Here is an 18,056-nt window from a genome sequence, read left to right on the forward strand (position 1 = left end):
TCCTCTCGCACAGGGCATGATGGTTCACTGGAAGAGCCTTAACTGAAGGGTTGAGACGTGGAACTGACGGTGGTCATGCCCTGCCTCAACGAGGCAGAGACCGTGGAAGTCTGTGTGCGCAAAGCGCTGGCGTGCATGGAGGAGCACGGCATCGAGGGCGAAGTCCTGATCGCCGACAACGGCAGCACGGACGGCTCTCAGCAGCTCGCCCGCGACGCCGGGGCCAGGGTCGTCCACGTCGACGAGAAGGGCTACGGCAACGCCCTCATGGGCGGCATCAGGGCCGCCCGCGGCAAGTACGTCATCATGGGCGACGCCGACGACTCCTACGACTTCACCTCGTTGCTGCCGTTCGTCGAGCAACTGCGCGACGGCGCAGACCTGGTGATGGGCAACCGCTTCAAGGGCGGCATCGCGCCCGGGGCCATGCCCCCGCTGCACAAGTACCTGGGCAACCCGGTGTTGTCGTTCATTGGCCGGCTCTTCTTCCCTTCGGCCATCGGCGACTTCCACTGCGGTCTGCGCGGCTTCAGGCGCGACTCGATCCTGAACCTCGGCCTGCAGACCGGGGGCATGGAGTTCGCCTCCGAGATGGTCGTCCGCTCCACCCTGTCCGGCCTCGACGTGCGTGAGGTGCCCACCACGCTCTCGCCCGACGGCCGCTCCCGCCCGCCGCACCTGCGCTCCTGGCGCGACGGCTGGCGCCACCTGCGCTTCCTGCTGCTCTACAGCCCGAAGTGGCTGTTCTTCTACCCCGGCCTGCTGCTGATGATCGTCGGCCTGGTCGCGGGCACCGCGCTGACGTTCGGCCCGGTGGAGATCGGCAGGCTCGCCTTCGACGTCGACACCCTGGTCGGCGCGTCGGCCGCGGTGGTGATCGGCTTCCAGGCGGCCCTGTTCGCCCTGTTCACCAAGGTCTACGCGGCGGAAGAGGGCTTCCTGCCCGAGTCGCCACGCATCCGCAGGCTCATCGACCTCGTGACGCTGGAGAAGGGCCTGGTCGCCGGTGGCCTGCTGGCCCTGGCCGGTCTGGTCGGCCTGGTCATGTCGCTGGTGCACTGGCAGGTGCGCAGCTTCGGTGAGCTCGACCCGCGCGAGTCGCTGCGCATCGTGGTGCCCGCGGCCACCGCGCTCATCATGAGCTTCCAGACCATCTTCGCCACGCTGTTCATCAGCATCCTGGGCATCAGGCGGACGAAGGAGAGCTCGATCGACGTCGCGGCCAAGGCCGCCGAGGAGGCCGCGGAGGCGGTCTCGCTCGAACGCTCCCGCTGAGCGTCCACGCACCAAGGCCGGGCCCGCTTCGGGCCCGACTTTTCTTTTCCCCGTCCGGGAGGCGCGCGGTCTGCGCGGAGATCGACGGGCTGTTCGTCGGCCTGCATCGCTGGGGCCCGGGACCGACACTGGACGATCTCGTCGAGCAGTTCGAGGGGCACGGCATCGACGTGGAGCTGCGGTGAAAGGAAGCTGAAAAAGGGAAACGGCCGTTTCCAGACAAATGGTGATCTTAACGGTTAGCCTGTCTCCGCCCTACCAGCGATCGCATGGATGAACCCGAGGAGTTCCCATGAGATACGGCACCCGCGGCACCTTGATCGGCCTGATCGCCTCACTCACCCTCACCCTCGCCCTGACGGCCTGTTCCGGCGGCGGCGGAGACCGGAACACCTCGGCCGGGGGCTCGGAGAAGACGACCATCAGCGTCGGCATGCTCCCCGTGCCCGACGCGGCCCCGCTGTACATCGCCATCAACAAGGGCTACTTCGCCGCCGAAGGTCTCACCGTGAAGCCGGAGCTCATGGCGCAGGGCACCGCCGCGGCCCTGACCAAGCAGGCCGGGGGCGGGCTGGACGTCATCCTGGGCAACTACATGTCGGTCTTCACCGCCCAGGAGAAGGGCGTCGGCACGTTCACGTTCATCGCCGACTGCTACCAGGCCGGCGCGGACGGCTTCAACCTCATGGTGAAAAGCGATTCCCCGCTGAAATCGCCCGCGGAGCTCAAAGGCAGGACGATCGCGCTCAACTCCATCGGCAACATCGGCGATCTGGCCGTCATCTCCACCATCAAGGGCCACGGCCTGACTCGCGACGACGTGACCTTCGTGGAGATCCCGTTCCCGGAGATGGCCAAGGCGCTGGCGGAGAAGCGCGTCGACGCGGCCTGGCTGGCCGAGCCCTTCATCACGTACGCGGAGAAGCAGAACGCCGCCAGGACGCTCGCCGACACCATGACGGGCCCGACCAAGGACTTCCCGGTGGCCGGCTGGAGTGTCACCGCCGAGTTCGCCAAGGCCAACCCGGGCACCGTGGCCGCGTTCCAGCGGGCCATCGGCAAGGCGCAGGCCGAGGCGGCCGGCGACCGCGACGAGGTCACCAAGGTCGTGCCCACCTACACCAAGATCGACGCGCAGAGCGCGGCCGCGATCTCGCTGGGCACCTTCCCCACCGCCAAGCTGGACGGCGCCCGCCTGCAACGGGTGGCCGACCTCATGCGGGAACTCGGCTTCCTCACGGCCGGGCTCGACGCGAAGACCATGGTCGCCGGACAGACTCGGTGACCGCCGGGCGGCGGCTGCGCGGCGCCGCCGGCGTCGCGATCTTCCTGCTGCTGGCCGAACTGGCCACCCGCACCGGGCTGGTCGGACTGCCGCCCGCCTCGCGGGTGCTCGCCGGGGTGCCCGGCGTGGTGTCCGACCCGGAGTTCCTGGCCGACGTCCTGGCGACCATGCTCGCCTGGGCGCTCGGCCTGGCGCTGGCCGTCGCGGTCGCGGTGCCCGCCGGGCTGCTGCTCGGCGTGGTCGCGCCGGTGGAGTGGGCGTTCCGCCCGGTGATCGAGTTCCTGCGGCCCATCCCTTCGGTGGCGCTGATCCCGCTGGTGCTGCTGGTCTTCGCAGACGACCTGCGCACCAAGGTGGCGATCATCGTCTACGCGTGCTCGTGGCCGCTGCTCATCAACACCATGTACGGCGTGCGCGACGTCGACCCGCTGGCCAAGGAGACGCTGCGGGCCTTCGGCTTCGGCCGGGCGGCGGTGCTGCGCCTGGTGTCGCTGCCCAGCGCGGCGCCGTTCATCGCGACCGGGGTGCGACTGTCCGCCTCGATCGCCCTGGTGCTCGCCATCAGCGCGGAACTGCTGGCCGGCGGCAGCAACGGCATCGGCGTGTACACGATCAGGACGGGCACCGCCGCCGACCACGTGACCCCGACCCTGGCCGCGGTGCTGCTGACCGGGCTGATCGGGCTGCTCGTCAACACCGTGCTCGTCCGGCTGGAGCGCAGGCTCTTCCACTGGCGCGAGGAGCCGGCATGAGGTGGTGGCTGGGGATCGCCGTCACGCTGGCGGTGCTGATCGGCTGGCAGAGGGCCACGACCTGGATGACGGCGAACCGGGTCACCGGCTGGGCCTTCTTCCCGCCGCCGCTCGACGCCGCGCGCACGATGCGCGAGCTGTGGTTCTCCGGGCCGCCCTGGCGGCTGTTCCTCACCGACAGGGCGCTGGCGGACCTGCTGCCCAGCCTCGTCCGCCTGTTCACCGGCTGGGGCGCGGCCTGCGCCGCAGGCGTCGCGCTCGGCGTGGCGCTCGGCCGGTCGCCGGTCTTGCGCCAGTACGTCGACCCGCTGCTGCAACTCGGCCGGGCGATCCCACCGCCGATGCTCATCTCGGTGTTCATCGCGCTGTTCCAGTTCGGGACGCAGATGCAACTGGCCACCATCGTGTTCGGGGTCGTCTGGCCCGTGCTGCTCAACTCCACCGAGGGCGCCAGGTCGGTGGACCAGCAGTTCCTCGACTCGGCGACGGTGTTCGGGCTGAGCAGGACGCAGCGGGTGACCCGCGTCATCCTGCCCGCCGCCGCCCCCAAGATCGCCGCCGGGCTGCGGCTGAGCCTGTCGCTGGCCCTGGTCCTCATGGTCATCTCGGAGATGGTCGGCAGCACCGACGGGATCGGCCGTCACCTGCTCGTCAGCCAGCGCCGATTCGAGCTGCCCGAGATGTGGGCCGGGATCCTCCTGCTGGGCATTCTGGGCATTGTGCTGAATCTCGGCTTCCTGGCGGTCGAGCGCCGCGTGCTGGCCTGGCACCGCCGCTCCCGCCACCTGAACTGACCCCCGATCGAGCGAGGCGAAAGGAGCGTTCTCATGACGGACGACCCCTCGGCACCCGTCCTGGAGCTCATCCGCGGCGTGTGGCGCTTCAGCGCGCTGCACGTGCTGGCCAGGCTCGGCGTGGCGGAGGCGCTGCGTGGCGGCCCGCTGACCGCCACGCAGATCGCCGGCCGCTGCGACGCCCGCCCCGAACTGCTGGCCAGGGTGCTGCGCGCGGCGGCCGGGTTCGGGCTGCTGAGATCGGTTGCGCCGGGCACGTACGAGCTGACCGAGGCCGGCGAGGTGCTGCTGCCCGACCACCCGCGCTCGCTGCACGCCGGCGTGCTCACCACGGCCGACCCGGCGCTGATGTACTCCCTGCTGACCCTGCCGGAGACCGTCGCCACCGGTCGGCGGCCCTTCGTGGCCAGGTACGGCCCGCTCTACCGGCACCTGGCCACCGACAAGGAGCTGGGGGAGCTGTTCGACGCGTACATGGACCTCAGGTCGCGGACGTTCGCCCGGGCGCTGGCAGAGACCTACGACTTCTCCCAGGCCCGCAGCGTCGTGGACGTGGGCGGCGGCAAGGGCCACATCCTGGCCACCGTGCTCAGGACCCACCCGCACCTGAGCGGCACGGTCTTCGAGCTCGCCCACCTGGCCCCCGCCGCCCGGGCCTGCCTGGCAGAACGCGGCGTCGCCGACCGCGCCGACGTCGTCACCGGCGACTTCTTCGCGAGCGTGCCGGTCAAGGCCGATGTCTACCTGCTGTCCAACGTCCTGCACAACTGGGACGACGCCGAGGCGGCCCGCATCATCGGCAACGTGCTCACCGCCATGCCGCCCCGGGGCAGGATCTTGTTCCTGGACATGATCCTGCCCGACGACGACAGCCCGCACCTGGGGAAAGACCTGGACATGCGGATGCTGGGCGTGTTCGGCAGCGGCGGCGAACGCACCCGCGCGGAGTACACGCGGCTGCTGGAACGCGCCGGGCTCAGCGTCGCCGGGATCACCGAACTGGCCGCGTCCACGAGTCTGATCGAGGCGATGCGCGCGGAGTGAGGTATTCGGTTCTTGGTGCGCTCGGGCGCACCGTAGGCTTGGGAGCATGTCCCAGCACATCTTGACCGCCGTCGCGTGGCCCTACGCTAACGGCCCCCGCCACATCGGGCACGTATCCGGATTCGGCGTGCCGTCCGACGTCTTCAGCCGCTACCAGCGGATGGCGGGCAACAAGGTGCTGATGGTGTCAGGCACCGACGAGCACGGCACGCCCATCCAGGTGCAGGCCGACAAGGAGGGCGTGACGGCCAGGGAGCTGGCCGACCGCTACAACCGGGTGATCGCCGAAGACCTCACCGGCCTCGGGCTGTCCTACGACCTGTTCACCAGGACCACCACGAAGAACCACTACGCCGTCGCGCAGGAGATCTTCAAGGGCCTCCACGACAACGGCTACATCTTCCCCAAGACCACCATGGGCGCCATTTCGCCCTCCACCGGCCGTACCCTGCCCGATCGCTACGTCGAGGGCACCTGCCCCATCTGCGGCTACGACGGCGCGCGCGGCGACCAGTGCGACAACTGCGGCAACCAGCTCGACCCGATCCAGCTGATCAACCCCAAGAGCCGCATCAACGGCGAGACCCCGGTCTTCGTCGAGACCGAGCACTTCATGCTCGACCTGCCCGCCTTCGCCGAGGTGCTGGGCACCTACCTGCAGGCCAAGCAGGGCGAGTGGCGGCCCAACGTGCTGAAGTTCGCCCTCAACCTGCTCGGCGACCTGCAGCCGCGGGCGATCAGCCGCGACCTCGACTGGGGCGTGCCGATCCCGCTGGAGGGCTGGCGCGACCAGTCGAACAAGCGTCTCTACGTGTGGTTCGACGCGGTGATCGGCTACCTGTCGGCGTCCATCGAGTGGGCCAGGCGCTCCGGTGACCCCGACGCCTGGCGTCAGTGGTGGCAGAACCCCGACGCCAAGGGCTACTACTTCATGGGCAAGGACAACATCGTCTTCCACGCCGAGATCTGGCCGGCGATGTTGTTCGGCTACAACGGCCAGGGCGCGCGCGGCGGGTCGGCCGGGTCGCTGGGCGCGATGAACGTGCCGTCCGAGGTGGTTTCGAGCGAGTTCCTGACGATGGAGGGCAAGAAGTTCTCCTCCTCCAGGCAGGTCGTGATCTACGTACGCGACTTCCTGGCCCGCTACGACGCCGACGCGCTGCGCTACTACATCGCCGTGGCCGGCCCGGAGAACCAGGACACCGACTTCACCTGGCAGGAGTTCGTCAACCGCAACAACGGCGAACTGGTCGCGGCCTGGGGCAACCTGGTCAACCGGTCGATCTCGATGGCCGCCAAGAACTTCGGCGTCATCCCCGAGGCCGGCGACCTGACCGACGCCGACCGGGCGCTGCTGGAGCGTTCGCGCAACGCGTTCGCGCCCGTCGGCGAGGAGCTCAAGCGCTCCAGGTTCAAGAACGCCATCACCGACGCCTTCGACGTCGTCCGCGAGGCCAACAAATACCTGGCCGAGCAGGAGCCGTGGAAGCTCAAGGACGACCCGGAGCGCCAGAAGTCCATCCTGCACGTCGCGCTGCAGGTGGTCGACGACGCCAAGACGATGCTCACGCCGTTCCTGCCCGCCTCGTCCAACAAGGTGCACGCCATGCTGGGCGGCCAGGGCGTCTGGTCGGGCATGCCGGAGATCCGCGAGGTCGACGAGGACGGCGGCGCGCCGTACCCGGTGATCACCGGCGACTACGACGGCGCGGCCCGCTGGGAGCACCGGGCGATCAAGCCGGGCACCCCGCTCGCGCCGCCGGTGCCGCTGTTCAAGAAGCTCGACCCGAAGGTCGTCGACGAGGAGCTGGCCCGGCTGGGCGAGTGACCTCGTAGTCGCGCAGGCTGATGGCGGAGGCGGTCTTCCTGACCGACTTCGCCATCAGGCCCTTCCACGGGAGATACGGCAGCACCTTGTAGTTCTGGTTCATGAACCAGGCCATGAACCGGTTCTCCGGCACCATCCACTTGCTCACCCCGACCGCGGACCGCTGGCAGCCTTCCGCGTATTCGCGCACAGCCTGCTCGTAACGGGCGAAGGCCACGCGATGGTCGCCCCCGGCGTCGGCGAGCTCGCCGGCCAGCACGTACGCGCCGACCATGGCCAGCCCGGTGCCCATGCCCGACAACGGCGACGGGCAGGCGGCGGCGTCGCCGAGCAGCGCCACCCGGCCGCGTGACCAGGAGTCCAGGCGCACCTGGCTGATGGAGTCGAAGTAGAAGTCGTCGGCCTGCCGCATCTCCTTGAGCAGCCTGGGCGCCTGCCAGCCGACGCCGGCGTACGCCTCGGCCAGCAGCCGCTGCTGCTGCCCGACGTCGTGCCTGTCGTAGTCCAGCGCCGGCGAGCCGAACCAGAACACCGCCTTGGCCTCGGTGTTCTGCCTGGCGCTGTAGAGCGCGACGAGCTTGCCGGGGGTGTTGTACGCCTGTCCGCTGTGGTCGAGCCCGAGGAAGTTCGAGGTGGTGAACACCGCGCAGTGCAGGCCGAGATAGGTGGAGAAGTCGGACTCGGGGCCGAACGCGAGTGATCGCACGGTCGAGTGCAGGCCGTCGGCGCCGATCACCAGGTCGAACCGGCGCGGCGCGGCCCGCTCGAAGCGCACCAGCACGCCGGCCGCGTCCTGGCTCAGCTCGGTGACGGAGTCGCCGAACATGTACTCGGTCCGGTCGGCGGTGGCCTGGTGGAGGATGCGGACCAGGTCGCCGCGGAGGATCTCCACGTCACCGGCGAACAGGTCCTGCGGCATCGCGGCCAGCTTCTTGCCCGCCTCGTTGACGTTCCACATGGCGCCCATGTGCGTCTGCGCCTGCTCGACGTCGCGCAGGACGCCCATCTTGCGCAGCACGCTCAGGTGCGCCTCGCCGCGGAAATCGACCGCGTAGCCGCCGTCGCGCAGGGCGGGCGCCCGCTCGACGATCGTGGTGCGGAAGCCGTACCGGTTGAGCCAGTAGGCGAGTGCGGGGCCGGCCACGCCGCCGCCGGAGATCAGAATGTCCATGTCCGTCAGCCTGCCCGGGCCCGCTCACCGCGACCTCACCGCAGCCTCACCGTCGGCACACCGGGGGGTCACGGCTCCGGGGTTCACGGCTCCAGGGTGCCGGCGAAGGTCGCGATCGAGCCGAGCGGCGAGGCGTCGAGCACCGTGTCCGGCACGCCCACCAGCCGCAGCGCCTCCCTGCGGGTCAGCCGCGCGCCTCCCTGCCGGGCCCGCGCGTACGCCTGCTCGCCGAGCGACTCGCGCGTCCTGGCCGCCACCGTGGCCACCTCGGGCTCGGCGCCCGCCTCCGCGCCACGCATCGCGACGGCCGCGCCCAGCAGCGCCGCCGCCTGCGACCAGTCGCCGGTCTCCGCCGCGATCCCGGCCAGCGCCTCGATCGCCTTGGCGCTCTCCGCCAGCGCCCCCGCCATCACGGCCACCTCGACCGCCTGCCCGAACGCCGACTCCGCGGCCGCCACGTCGCCCTCGGCCAGCTCCAGCCTGCCCAGCCCGACCAGCAACCTGGTCACGCTGCCCGAGCTCCGCACCCAGCCCAGGTCGGTGTCACGCAGCGCCCGCTCGTACAGCTCCCTGGCCCGGGCCAGATCGCCCGCCGCGAGCGCCACGTCGCCGAGCCCGCGCAGCGCCGTGGCCACGTACATCGGCAGCCCCGTACGCCGCCCCAGCTCGGCGGCCCGCTCGTAGTCGGCGCGCGCGCCGGCCGGATCGGTCCTGACGCGGTAGTCGCCCCGGTTGCAGAGCAGGTCCGCCAGGTCCTCGGCGGCGCCCAGCCGCTCGGCCAGCGCCAGCGCCTCCTCGGTGCGGGCCAGCGCGGTGGCGGTGTCGCCCCGGCTGCCGGCCAGCCAGGCCAGCCCGTCGAGCGCCAGCGCGGCGCCCCAGCGGTCGCCGAGCGTGCGGAACGCGTCGAGCGCCGCCGACAGATCCGCCTCCGCGCGGGCCGGCTCGCCCGCGGCCATCTGCGGGTAGGCCCAGATCAACCGGCCCATCGCGTGTTCCCACGGTTCGGCGCTGCGCAGCGAACGCTTGATCACGTACATCGTCAGCTCGGGATCCTGCGTGCCCGCGACGATCAGCGGCCAGAGGTAGGCCACCAGCGGATGCCGCCGCTCCGGCGGTCCCTTCCTGATCATGCGGCGCGCGACGGCCGCGCGCCGCCGCCACTCCGGCCGTTCCGCCCCGACCCCGGCTGTGGCCAGCAGGCACAGGATGTACGCGTCGCCCAGCGCCACGTCGGGATCGTCGCCGGCCGCGTCGAGCAGCGCGCGGGCGGCCTCGGCGTACGTGCCGCGCATGCCCCGCATCCACAGGTACGACGACTGCGCCGCCAGCAGCCGCATGCCCAGCGGCACGTCCCCGGAGTCGACCGCCCGGCGCAGCGCCGCCCGCAGGTTGTCGTGGTCGGCGGACAGCCGCTCCAGCCAGCCGAGCTGCCCCGCCCCGCGCAGGTGCGGGTCGGCCCGCTCGGCGAACTCCAGAAAGTACGCCGCGTGCGCCTGCCGCAGTGCCGGTGTCTCGTCGCCGAGCCGTTCGGCGCAGAACGAGCGGATCGTCTCCAGCATCCGGTAGCGGCCGTCGGCCACGTCCAGCAGGGACTTGTCGGCCAGCGAGTCGAGCAGGTCCTCGGCGTCGGGCAGCCCGCACACCCGGGCGGCGGCGGCCGGGGTGGCGCCGCCGGAGAACACGCTCAGCCGGGCGGCCATCGTCCGCTCCCGCTCGGTGAGCAGGTCCCAGCTCCAGGCGACCACCGCGCGCAGGGTGCGGTGGCGGGCGTCCGCGGTGCGGCTGCCGCGCGACAGGAGCCGGAAGAGGTCCTGGTCGGCGAGGCGTTCTGCGAGCTCGCCCGCCTCGTGGGTACGCATGCGGGCCGCGGCCAGCTCGATGGCCAGGGGCAGGCCGTCGAGTACGCCGCAGATCCGCTCGACCGCCTCGCCGGGGGCGAAGTCCGGACGTACCGCCCTGGCCCGTTCGGAGAACAGCCGGACGGCTTCCGCCGGGGCGAGCGGGCGTACCGGCCAGAGGTGTTCGGGGGTGATGCCCAGCGGCTCGCGGCTGGTGGCCAGGATGCGCAGCCCGGGGCAGGCGGACAGCAGCCGCTCGGCCAGCGTGGCGGCCTCCTGGACGACATGCTCGCAGTTGTCGAGCACCAGCAGGAACGGGCGGTCGGCGAGCGCGCCGACCAGCCTCGCGGGCAGCGCGGCCGGGGGGCCGTCCGTGGGGCCGTTCGTGGGGCCCGGGTCGGGTATGGGGGCGGCTGACGGGCCGGTCAGCAGGCCGCTCTCGCGGATGCCGAGCGCGCCGAGCACGGCCTGCAGCAGTTCGGTGTCACCGGTCACCGGCGCCAGCTCCACCAGCGCCACCTCGGCGGGCCGGTGGGCGGCTGCCGCTTCTCCGGCGACTTCTTCGGCGACTTCTTCGGCGACTTCTGCCGTGGGTGCCTTTGCGGTGGCTTCTGCTGCCGGAGCCTCTGCGGCGACCTCGACGGCCAGCCGGGTCTTGCCCACGCCGCCCGGCCCGAGCAGCGTCACCAGCCGGGCGGACCCGAGCAGCGCCCGCACCTCCGCCACGTCACGCTCCCGCCCGACGAAGCTGGTCAGCCGCCCGGGCAGCGGAGCCGACGGCGCGTCACCGGCCGGCCCGCCCCGGCCGCCCGCCGGCGGCTCGGGCTCGCTGCGCAGCAGGCTCCGGTGCAGGTCGGCCAGCTCCTTGGACGGGTCGGCGCCCAGTTCGTCCGCCAGCAGCCGCCTGGTCTCCTCGAACAGCACCAGCGCCTCGGCCTGCCTGCCCTCGGCGCGCAGTGCCCGCATGAGCTGGCCGCGCAGCCGCTCACGCAGCGGGTGGGCGTCGATCAGCGACGTCAGCTCGGGGATGACCGCGCGGTGCGCGCCGCGCCGCAGGTCGGCTTCGAGCCGGTCCTCCAGTGCGGCGAGCCTGCGGTCCTCGAGTGAGACGGCGTGGGCGTCGTCCAGGTCGGCCAGCGCCGGGCCACGCCAGAGCGCCAGCGCCGCGCGCAGCAGCGTGGCGGCCCGTTCCGCGTCGCCGCCGTCGAGCGCCTGCCGCCCGGACTCGGCCAGCCGGAGGAACCGGTGCGCGTCCACGTCGCCGGGATCGACGGGCAGCAGGTAGCCCGCCGCCGCCCGTTCGATCGCGATCCCCGCGCTGCGCAGCCTGGACACCTGGGAGTGCAGCGCGTGGCGGGCGTCGGCGGGCGGGCGGTCGCCGTACAGGACGTCGATGAGGCGCTCGTGCGTGACGACCTCGCCCGGACGCAGGAGCAGGAGCGCCAGCAGCGACCGCCTGGCCGGGCCGCCCAGCGGCACCTCGGCGCCGTCCGGCCGCCACGCGCGGGTGGTGCCGAGAATGCCGAAGCGCATGGAGGCTACTTTAGAGTGCGTGAGCAAGCTTCCCGCCGCGCCCGAGCCCCTTTCCGCACCGGTGTTCGACAGTCACTGTCATCTCGACATCATGGTCGGCAACCGGCAGGCGTCCTCAGGTGATCCCGTGGCTCAGGCCGCGCAGTCGGCGTCCGCGACCCTGCACGGCATCCTGGACGACGCCCGCGCCGTCGGCGTCACCAGGCTCGTCACGGTCGGGTACGACCTGGCGTCCTCGCGCTGGAACGCCGACGCGGCCGTCGCGACCGAGGGGATCTACGCCGCCGTGGCGATCCATCCGAACGCGGCGCACGAGGCCACCCCCGAGGTGCTGGCCGAGATCGAGTCGCTGGCCGGGCGGCCCGAGGTGCGCGCGGTCGGCGAGACCGGGCTCGACTACTTCCGCGACTGGGCCACCCACCGCGACCAGCACGCGAGCTTCCGCGCGCACATCGAGATCGCCAAGCGGACCGGGAAGGCGCTGGTGATCCACGACCGCGACGCGCACGACGACGTGCTGAGGGTGCTGGCCGAGGAAGGCGCGCCGCCGGTGGTGGTGTTCCACAGCTTCTCCGGTGACGCCGAGATGGCGAAAAAGTGCGTCGATGCCGGATATTTCATGTCGTTCTCCGGGCCCGTGACCTACAAGAACGCCGGCTACCTCCGCGAGGCCGCCGAGGTGGCCCCGCCCGAGCTGATGCTGGTCGAGACCGACGCCCCGTACCTGCCGCCGGTGCCGCACCGGGGCAAACCCAATGCTCCCTACCTGATTCCGCTCACACTGCGCTGCCTGGCGGAGGTCAAAAAGGTCGATCCGGACCTGCTGTGCGAGGCGATCAGCGCCAACGGAGTCACGGTCTTCGGCGAGTGGTGACCATCTTTTTGTGAACCGGTAGAGGGAAGCCCGCGGGCGCCGCTAGCGTTCGGGCCGTTCAGGCCCGCTACTCGCTACCTGTGAGGTGGTCCGTTGCGTGGGAAGAGGCGTGCTCCGCGTCCCCAGATCCCGTGGCGCTCGCCGTGGACGCCCCTGGTGTGCCTGGTCGGCACGTTCGCGGTCGGCGGGCTCGTGGCCGTGTCGCTGCTGGCCAAGGAGGTCGTCGTGGTCGTCGACGGCCAGCCGCGGACCGTGCGCGGCTTCGCCGCCTCGGTGCGCGAACTGCTCGACGACGCCGGGGTCGAGCTCGGGCGCGGCGACGTCGTACGCCCCGCCGTCACGGCCGGACTCGACGACGGCGACACGGTCGAGGTGCGCCGCGCCCGTCCGCTCACCCTGACCCTCGACGGCCGCACCACCGAACACGTGGTCACCGCCACGAACGTGAGCGACGCCCTGGCCGAGCTCGACCTCGACGCGGCGGCCGGCCGGCTCTCCGCGCCGCCCGAGCGCGCGGTGCCGCTGTCCGGGATGTCGCTGACCATGGTCACCGAGCGCAAGGTGTACGTGATCGCCGGCCGTACCAGGGTGTCGGCCAGGACCACGGCCAGGACGGTCCGCGAGGTCCTGCGGCAGAAGCGGGTGCGGCTGGGCCAAGGCCACCGGGTGCGGCCCGGGCTGGACAGCTTCCCGCAGGAGGGCACCGTGATCACCGTCCTGCCGCCGCGCACCGTGGCCGTGCCGGCGGACGTGCTGCGGCTCAACTGGTCCGAGCTGGCCCAGTGCGAGTCGCACGGCGACCCTGGGGCGTTCACGCCGGAGGGGCCGCACTACGGGATGTACCAGCTCAGCCTGCCGATGTGGCAGGCCGTGGGTGGTAGCGGGGTGCCCAGCGAGTGGCCGGAGGACGAGCAGACGTATCGGGCGCAACTGCTGTACCAGCGGGTGGGTGGTCGCTGGGAGGACCAGTGGCCGAACTGTGGCTCCCGCCTGTTCACCCGGCCGGTGGCGGTGCTGGCGGGGTAGACCGGCGGCTACCGTCGTGTTGGTCGGTTTGATGGTGAGGCTGGTCAGCCTGATGGTGAGACTGGTCAGCCTGGGTGGCGACGGTGGTCAGCCTGACAGTGAGACGCCGAAGTCGGCGCCCTTGGCGGGTTGGAGTGGCTGGATCTGGTCGGCGTTCCGCGCGGCCACCCCCACCTTGCCGTACGGCCGCGCGTCCGGCTGGCCCACGTACAGCTTGTTCCCGCTGAACGCCACCGACCACCCGAACAGCCCGCCCGCGTCGGCCAGCGTCCGGTCCTCGGCCGGGTTGCGCCACGAGATCACCCGCACCCCGCCACCGTACGGCGCGCCGATCGCCAGCCGCCCGTCCGCCGACGCGGCCAGCGAGAAGCCGAACGCGCTCCTCCCGGCCTGCGTCACCTTCCTGACCTGCCGTTTGCCCGCGTCGAGCAGTTGCACGTACCCCGGTCCCGGTGCGCTCACCGCGTAACCCGAGCCGTCGGCGTAGGCGACCGCGTAGCCGTACTTGTCGCCCTGGGCGTCGGTGGGGGAGTCGAGCTTCAGGCTGACCAGTTCGGGGGCGAACGCGTCGTCGATGAACACCACCGAGCCCGAGTCCAGCTTGCCCGCCTCCACCTGGCGTCCGGCGCCGTCGTCGTTCTCGTACGGCACGCCGACCACCAGCCCGTTACGCGGCCCGAAGGCCAGTGACCAGCCGAACTGGTCGCCGACCTCGCTGTTGCCGCGGACGTCCGAGGTCTCCTGGCTGATCCTGCGCACGGGCCCGTCGCCCTTGCGTACGTACGCCGCGCCCGCGTCCACGACCTGGCCGTCGTCCTCGTACGGCGCGCCGATCGCGACCAGGTTCCCGCGGGCCGCCAGCGACCAGCCGAAATGCGCGAAACGTTGCGGCTGAGGCGCGGTGAGCAGCAGCGGCGACCTGCCCGTGCCGCCGCCGAAGACGATGTAGACGGCTCCGGCGTCCTGCGCGTCGTCCACGTCCGTGTACGGCGCGCCGATCACCAGGTCGGCGCACGCGTCGCCGTCGACCTTGGCCAGCCGCACCGACCAGCCGAAACCGTCACCACGGGCCGGCCCAGACACGGCGACGGGGACGACCTTGCCGCCCGACAACACGTGGACCGCGCCCTTCTGGCCGTCGCCGAAGGGGTCGCCGACGGCCACGTCGTCCTGACCGTCACCGTCGAAGTCGGACGCCGCCCCGGTGCACGCCGCCCCTGCGCCTCCCGTTGCGGCCACGGCCGGTGCGGCGAGCGCGGGGACGGGCGGTGCGGCGAGCACTTGGACGGCCGGTGCGGCGAGCACTTCGACGGCCGGTGCGCCGAGCGCGAGCAGCAGTGCCGCGAGGGCCGGCCGGATCATCACAGCGCCACCTCGATCTGCCTGCCACCCTGGAACATGGTCGCCGTGAGCTTCACCGGCTTGCGATACAACGGCATGTCGAACACGAACGCGCTGTCGACCCGGCCACCCGGCAGAATCGCCGGCGGCATGACGACCGGACTGGGATCGGCCTCCGCACCCTGGTCGTCGAGCAGCGTGACCACCGGGTCGGTGAGCTCGCGCCGCTGGCCGCTGGGGTTGATCAGCGTCCAGCGGACCACGCAGAGCTGCCCCTTGGTCTGGGTCTTGCCCTCGAACTCCTTCAGCCCGCACTCGGGCGCGTCCGCGATGACGACGGTCGGATCGTCGAAGGCGTCACCGAGCGCGAACCTGCGTCCCACGTCGCTGGTCGCCGCGGGACCCGCGGCCGACCTGGACGGGGTGTCGGGCCCGCGCGCCGTGTCGCGCCCGGTGCTCGCGATCAGCACGGCGGCCGTCACCGCGATGGCCAGCACGGCCGCGGCGGCGGCGATGAGCCAGCGGGTGCCGCGCGTCCTGGAGCCGCCCAGAGTGAGATCGTCGGCGGGGACCGGTGGCGTGGTCGGAAGATCGGTGTGCGGCGGCTGGGTCTGAGGGTTCTGCGCCGAGGGCGGCAGCGGGCTGGTGTGCTGGGACTCCTGATCGACGGACTGCCGTAACGACGCGGCCTGCTGATGCGGTGCGGCCTGGTGATGCGGTGCGTGGCTCTGCTGGTGCGGCGAGGCGGTCTGCGGGAAGGTCGCGTCGCGCTGGGGGAAGGCCGCGTCGCGCTGCGGGAAGGCGACGTCGGACTGCTGCTGGAAGGCGACGTCGGGCTGCTGCGGTAAGGCGGCGGCGGCCAGTTCCTCCCTGGCCTCCTGCTCCTCCCGCCGCGCCCGCTCCTCGATCCGCGCCCGCTCTTCGGGAGACGGCGACTCGACGGACGTGGAACCGGCGGTCGCAGACCTCGCCCCCTCACGGGCCGGACGCTCAGAGACCGGATGCGCGGCCGCCTGAGCCTCGGACACCGAGGAACCAGCGACCTGAGCCCCGGACAGCTGGGCCCCGGATGCTTGAGCCCCGGACGCCTGGCTCCCGGACCCGGGCCCGGACGGCTGAGGCCCGGACGCGGGCTGGGACAGAGTGTCGCTGGGCGGCGGCGTCGTGTACGTCGCCGTGATGTCAGGTTCGTCCACCACGTTCTGCGGCGGCTGCCAGCCAGTGAGCATCTCGGTGGCGACCAGCGTGGGCGGATCGGCCGCGGCCGTCGCGGGCGTGCTCCCGCCGACCAGGGCGATCAGCAGATCCTGAGCCGTGGGACGCAGGGCGGGATCCATGTCGGTGGCGCGCCGTACGAGATCGTTGAGCGGCGCCGGCAGCGCACCCAGGTCGGGCGGGCTGTTCAGGACGCGGGTGGCGAGCGTGATGGGGTCGCCGCGGCCGAACGGGTGGCGTCCGTTGCCCGCGTACGCCATCAGGCAGCCCCAGGCGAAGATGTCCGCGGCGGGCGAGATGCTCTGGCCGCGTACCTGCTCGGGCGCCCACCAGCCCGGGCTGCCCAGCAGCTCACCGGACAGCGTGAAGCCCGTCTCCCGGTCGAGCGCCCGCGCGATGCCGAAGTCGATCACCCGCGGCCCGGACAGGGAGAGGATGACGTTGGCCGGCTTGAGATCCCGGTGCACCAGCCCGGCCACGTGGATCGCGGCCAGCGCGGCCGCCACCCCCAGGGCCACACCGTGCAGCGGGCCGGGATCGAGCTGCCCGAACTTCGCGATCTGATCGGACAACGGGGTGCCCGCGATGTACTCGGTCACCATGTAGGGCCGTCCGTCGCGGGTGTTGCCGTTGTCCAGGACCTGGGCCGTGCAGAACGAGGCGACCCGGCGGGCGTTGTCGACCTCGCCGTGGAATCGCGCCGCGAACCCCTCCTGATTCGCGAACTCCGCCTTCACCACCTTGACCGCCACGAACCGCCCCGTCGGCGCCTTGGCCAGGAAGACGGTCCCCATCCCGCCTTCGCCCAGTCGCCCCAGCAGCCGGTACGGGCCGATTTCCCGCAGGTCCGTCGGGCGAAGCGGAGCAGCGCCCGTTGGTTCCATGAGGGCCGTCCCTTCCTCGTGCACACCATCCTCCCCTCCGATGGGCCCCGTCCGCCATCTCAGGTTCTTCGATGCGGGAGACTGGTTGGATGATGAGCCTGTTGGGCCCTGCAGAAATACGTATTTTGGCGGACAAGCTAGATCTTCGCCCGACAAAAAAACTTGGCCAGAACTTCGTGATCGACGGCGGGACCGTCCGGCGCATCGTCCGCGTGGCCGATCTGGCCCCCGACGACGTCGTCATCGAAGTGGGGCCGGGGCTCGGCTCGCTCACGCTCGCCCTGCTGCCCGCCGCCGCGCACGTGGTGGCGGTCGAGATCGATCCGGTGCTGGCCGGTCAGCTGCCCGTCACGGTCGCCGGACGCGGCCTGTCCGACCGGCTCACCGTCGTCAACGCCGACGCCATGAAGGTGACACTCGACGACCTCGGCGGCCACACCCCCACCGCCCTGGTGGCCAACCTGCCGTACAACGTGGCCGTCCCGGTGGTGCTCCACCTCCTGCAAACACTGCCCTCGCTACGCAAGGGCCTGGTCATGGTCCAGTTGGAGGTCGCCGACCGCCTCGCCGCCGCTCCCGGCTCGAAGGTGTACGGGGTGCCGTCCGTGAAGGCGGCCTGGTACGCGGACGTCAGAAGAGCCGGCCCGGTCGGCCGCACGGTCTTCTGGCCGGTCCCCAACGTCGATTCCGGCCTGGTCTCGCTGATCCGCCGCGACCCGCCGGAGACGACGGCGTCCAGGCAGGAGGTCTTCGCCGTGGTCGACGCCGCCTTCGCCCAACGCCGCAAGACCCTGCGCGCCGCACTGTCGTCCTGGGCGGGCAGCGCCGCACAGGCGGAGCAGGCGCTGAGGGCGGCGGGGGTGGACCCGTCGGCACGGGGAGAACAACTGGACGTGACGGCCTTCGCCCGCATAGCCGAACACAAGCCCTAACCCCCTCAACCACCGACCACCAGACCTGACGCCGGGTTGGGGACGCCGGGTTGGGGACGCCGGGTCCAGGAGCCCGCATCCCCAGGTCATGTGAGACTCACACGTCCACAAGCCAAGCCATGTGCCCACGGCCAGCACGCGTCCACAAGCCAAGCCATGTGCCCACCGCCCGCACGCGTCCACAGGCATGTGCAACGCCCGCACCCACCAGCCGTTTGTCCACAGGCAGACGCGCAACCTCCCCGCCTTTCCACAGAACCCCGC

The 18,056-nt window shown here is 71.7% G+C and carries 13 protein-coding genes; 9 read left to right on the forward strand and 4 right to left on the reverse strand.

Translation table 11 applies throughout. The annotated features are described in order from the left end of the window. Positions 1–57 precede the first annotated feature (57 nt). The 6 genes from HII36_RS24730 to metG all read left to right on the forward strand — a co-directional run bounded on the left by HII36_RS24730 (position 58) and on the right by metG (position 6,978). The gene (locus HII36_RS24730) at positions 58–1,275 is read left to right on the forward strand and encodes a glycosyltransferase family 2 protein (RefSeq protein WP_173525613.1); all 1,218 of its coding nucleotides are present in this window, start codon (positions 58–60) and stop codon (positions 1,273–1,275) included. Positions 1,276–1,567: 292 nt separating this feature from the next. Then, positions 1,568–2,560 (forward strand): ABC transporter substrate-binding protein, encoded by a 993-nt coding sequence (locus HII36_RS24735; RefSeq protein WP_173525614.1) that lies wholly within the window; start codon positions 1,568–1,570, stop codon positions 2,558–2,560. Next, entirely contained in the window at positions 2,557–3,312 is a 756-nt protein-coding gene (locus HII36_RS24740; RefSeq protein ID WP_173525615.1) for an ABC transporter permease, read from the forward strand. Before HII36_RS24735 ends, HII36_RS24740 begins: the two co-directional genes overlap by 4 nt. Then, positions 3,309–4,106 carry an ABC transporter permease gene (locus HII36_RS24745; RefSeq protein ID WP_173525616.1) on the forward strand — a complete coding sequence of 266 codons (798 nt, stop codon included), beginning with the start codon at positions 3,309–3,311 and terminating at the stop codon, positions 4,104–4,106. Before HII36_RS24740 ends, HII36_RS24745 begins: the two co-directional genes overlap by 4 nt. A gap of 33 nt (positions 4,107–4,139) precedes the next feature. Beyond that, a complete protein-coding gene (locus tag HII36_RS24750) occupies positions 4,140–5,150 on the forward strand; it encodes a methyltransferase (protein ID WP_173525617.1) in 1,011 nt (336 codons plus the stop codon). Positions 5,151–5,196: 46 nt separating this feature from the next. After that, positions 5,197–6,978, forward strand: coding sequence for a methionine--tRNA ligase (gene metG, locus HII36_RS24755; protein WP_173525618.1), 1,782 nt, complete (start codon positions 5,197–5,199; stop codon positions 6,976–6,978). On the opposite strand, the gene HII36_RS24760 is transcribed toward metG, so the two are convergent. After that, positions 6,923–8,149, reverse strand: a complete 1,227-nt coding sequence (locus HII36_RS24760) for an FAD-dependent monooxygenase (protein ID WP_217369912.1) — start codon at positions 8,147–8,149, stop codon at positions 6,923–6,925. The genes metG and HII36_RS24760 overlap by 56 nt on opposite strands. Positions 8,150–8,232: 83 nt before the next feature. Continuing rightward, a complete protein-coding gene (locus HII36_RS24765; RefSeq protein WP_173525619.1) occupies positions 8,233–11,520 on the reverse strand; it encodes a BTAD domain-containing putative transcriptional regulator in 3,288 nt (1,095 codons plus the stop codon). On the opposite strand from HII36_RS24765, the gene HII36_RS24770 reads away from it, so the two are divergent. Together HII36_RS24770 and HII36_RS24775 are read left to right on the forward strand one after the other, a co-directional pair. After that, entirely contained in the window at positions 11,519–12,394 is an 876-nt protein-coding gene (locus HII36_RS24770; RefSeq protein ID WP_173525620.1) for a TatD family hydrolase, read from the forward strand. The two genes, HII36_RS24765 and HII36_RS24770, sit on opposite strands and share 2 nt — an antisense overlap. A gap of 93 nt (positions 12,395–12,487) precedes the next feature. Beyond that, a complete protein-coding gene (locus HII36_RS24775; protein WP_173525621.1) occupies positions 12,488–13,420 on the forward strand; it encodes a resuscitation-promoting factor in 933 nt (310 codons plus the stop codon). Between the two features lie 87 nt (positions 13,421–13,507). Here HII36_RS24775 and HII36_RS24780 read toward each other — a convergent pair whose 3' ends face one another. Both HII36_RS24780 and HII36_RS55860 read right to left on the reverse strand, forming a co-directional pair. Next, positions 13,508–14,782: an FG-GAP repeat protein gene (locus HII36_RS24780; RefSeq protein ID WP_173525622.1), complete on the reverse strand. Its 1,275-nt coding sequence runs from the start codon at positions 14,780–14,782 to the stop codon at positions 13,508–13,510. Continuing rightward, the gene (locus HII36_RS55860) at positions 14,782–16,860 is read right to left on the reverse strand and encodes a serine/threonine-protein kinase (protein WP_217369914.1); all 2,079 of its coding nucleotides are present in this window, start codon (positions 16,858–16,860) and stop codon (positions 14,782–14,784) included. The genes HII36_RS24780 and HII36_RS55860 overlap by 1 nt, the downstream gene beginning before the upstream one ends. 71 nt (positions 16,861–16,931) lie before the next feature. Between HII36_RS55860 and rsmA the strand changes: the two genes are divergently transcribed. Beyond that, entirely contained in the window at positions 16,932–17,792 is an 861-nt protein-coding gene (gene rsmA, locus HII36_RS24790; RefSeq protein WP_173525623.1) for a 16S rRNA (adenine(1518)-N(6)/adenine(1519)-N(6))-dimethyltransferase RsmA, read from the forward strand. The last annotated feature ends 264 nt before the right edge of the window (positions 17,793–18,056 follow it).

The sequence above is a fragment of the Nonomuraea antri genome (assembly GCF_013283785.1).
GTDB lineage: Bacteria > Actinomycetota > Actinomycetes > Streptosporangiales > Streptosporangiaceae > Nonomuraea > Nonomuraea antri.

Coding starts and splice junctions, on each gene's coding strand:
- HII36_RS24735 (WP_173525614.1), top strand. CDS start 1,568: ATGAGATACGGCACCCGCGGCACCTTGATCGGCCTGATCGCCTCACTC.
- HII36_RS24745 (WP_173525616.1), top strand. CDS start 3,309: ATGAGGTGGTGGCTGGGGATCGCCGTCACGCTGGCGGTGCTGATCGGC.
- HII36_RS24750 (WP_173525617.1), top strand. CDS start 4,140: ATGACGGACGACCCCTCGGCACCCGTCCTGGAGCTCATCCGCGGCGTG.
- metG (WP_173525618.1), top strand. CDS start 5,197: ATGTCCCAGCACATCTTGACCGCCGTCGCGTGGCCCTACGCTAACGGC.
- HII36_RS24760 (WP_217369912.1), bottom strand. CDS start 8,149: ATGGACATTCTGATCTCCGGCGGCGGCGTGGCCGGCCCCGCACTCGCC.
- HII36_RS24770 (WP_173525620.1), top strand. CDS start 11,519: ATGGAGGCTACTTTAGAGTGCGTGAGCAAGCTTCCCGCCGCGCCCGAG.
- HII36_RS24765 (WP_173525619.1), bottom strand. CDS start 11,520: ATGCGCTTCGGCATTCTCGGCACCACCCGCGCGTGGCGGCCGGACGGC.
- HII36_RS24780 (WP_173525622.1), bottom strand. CDS start 14,782: ATGATCCGGCCGGCCCTCGCGGCACTGCTGCTCGCGCTCGGCGCACCG.
- HII36_RS55860 (WP_217369914.1), bottom strand. CDS start 16,860: ATGGAACCAACGGGCGCTGCTCCGCTTCGCCCGACGGACCTGCGGGAA.
- rsmA (WP_173525623.1), top strand. CDS start 16,932: ATGCGGGAGACTGGTTGGATGATGAGCCTGTTGGGCCCTGCAGAAATA.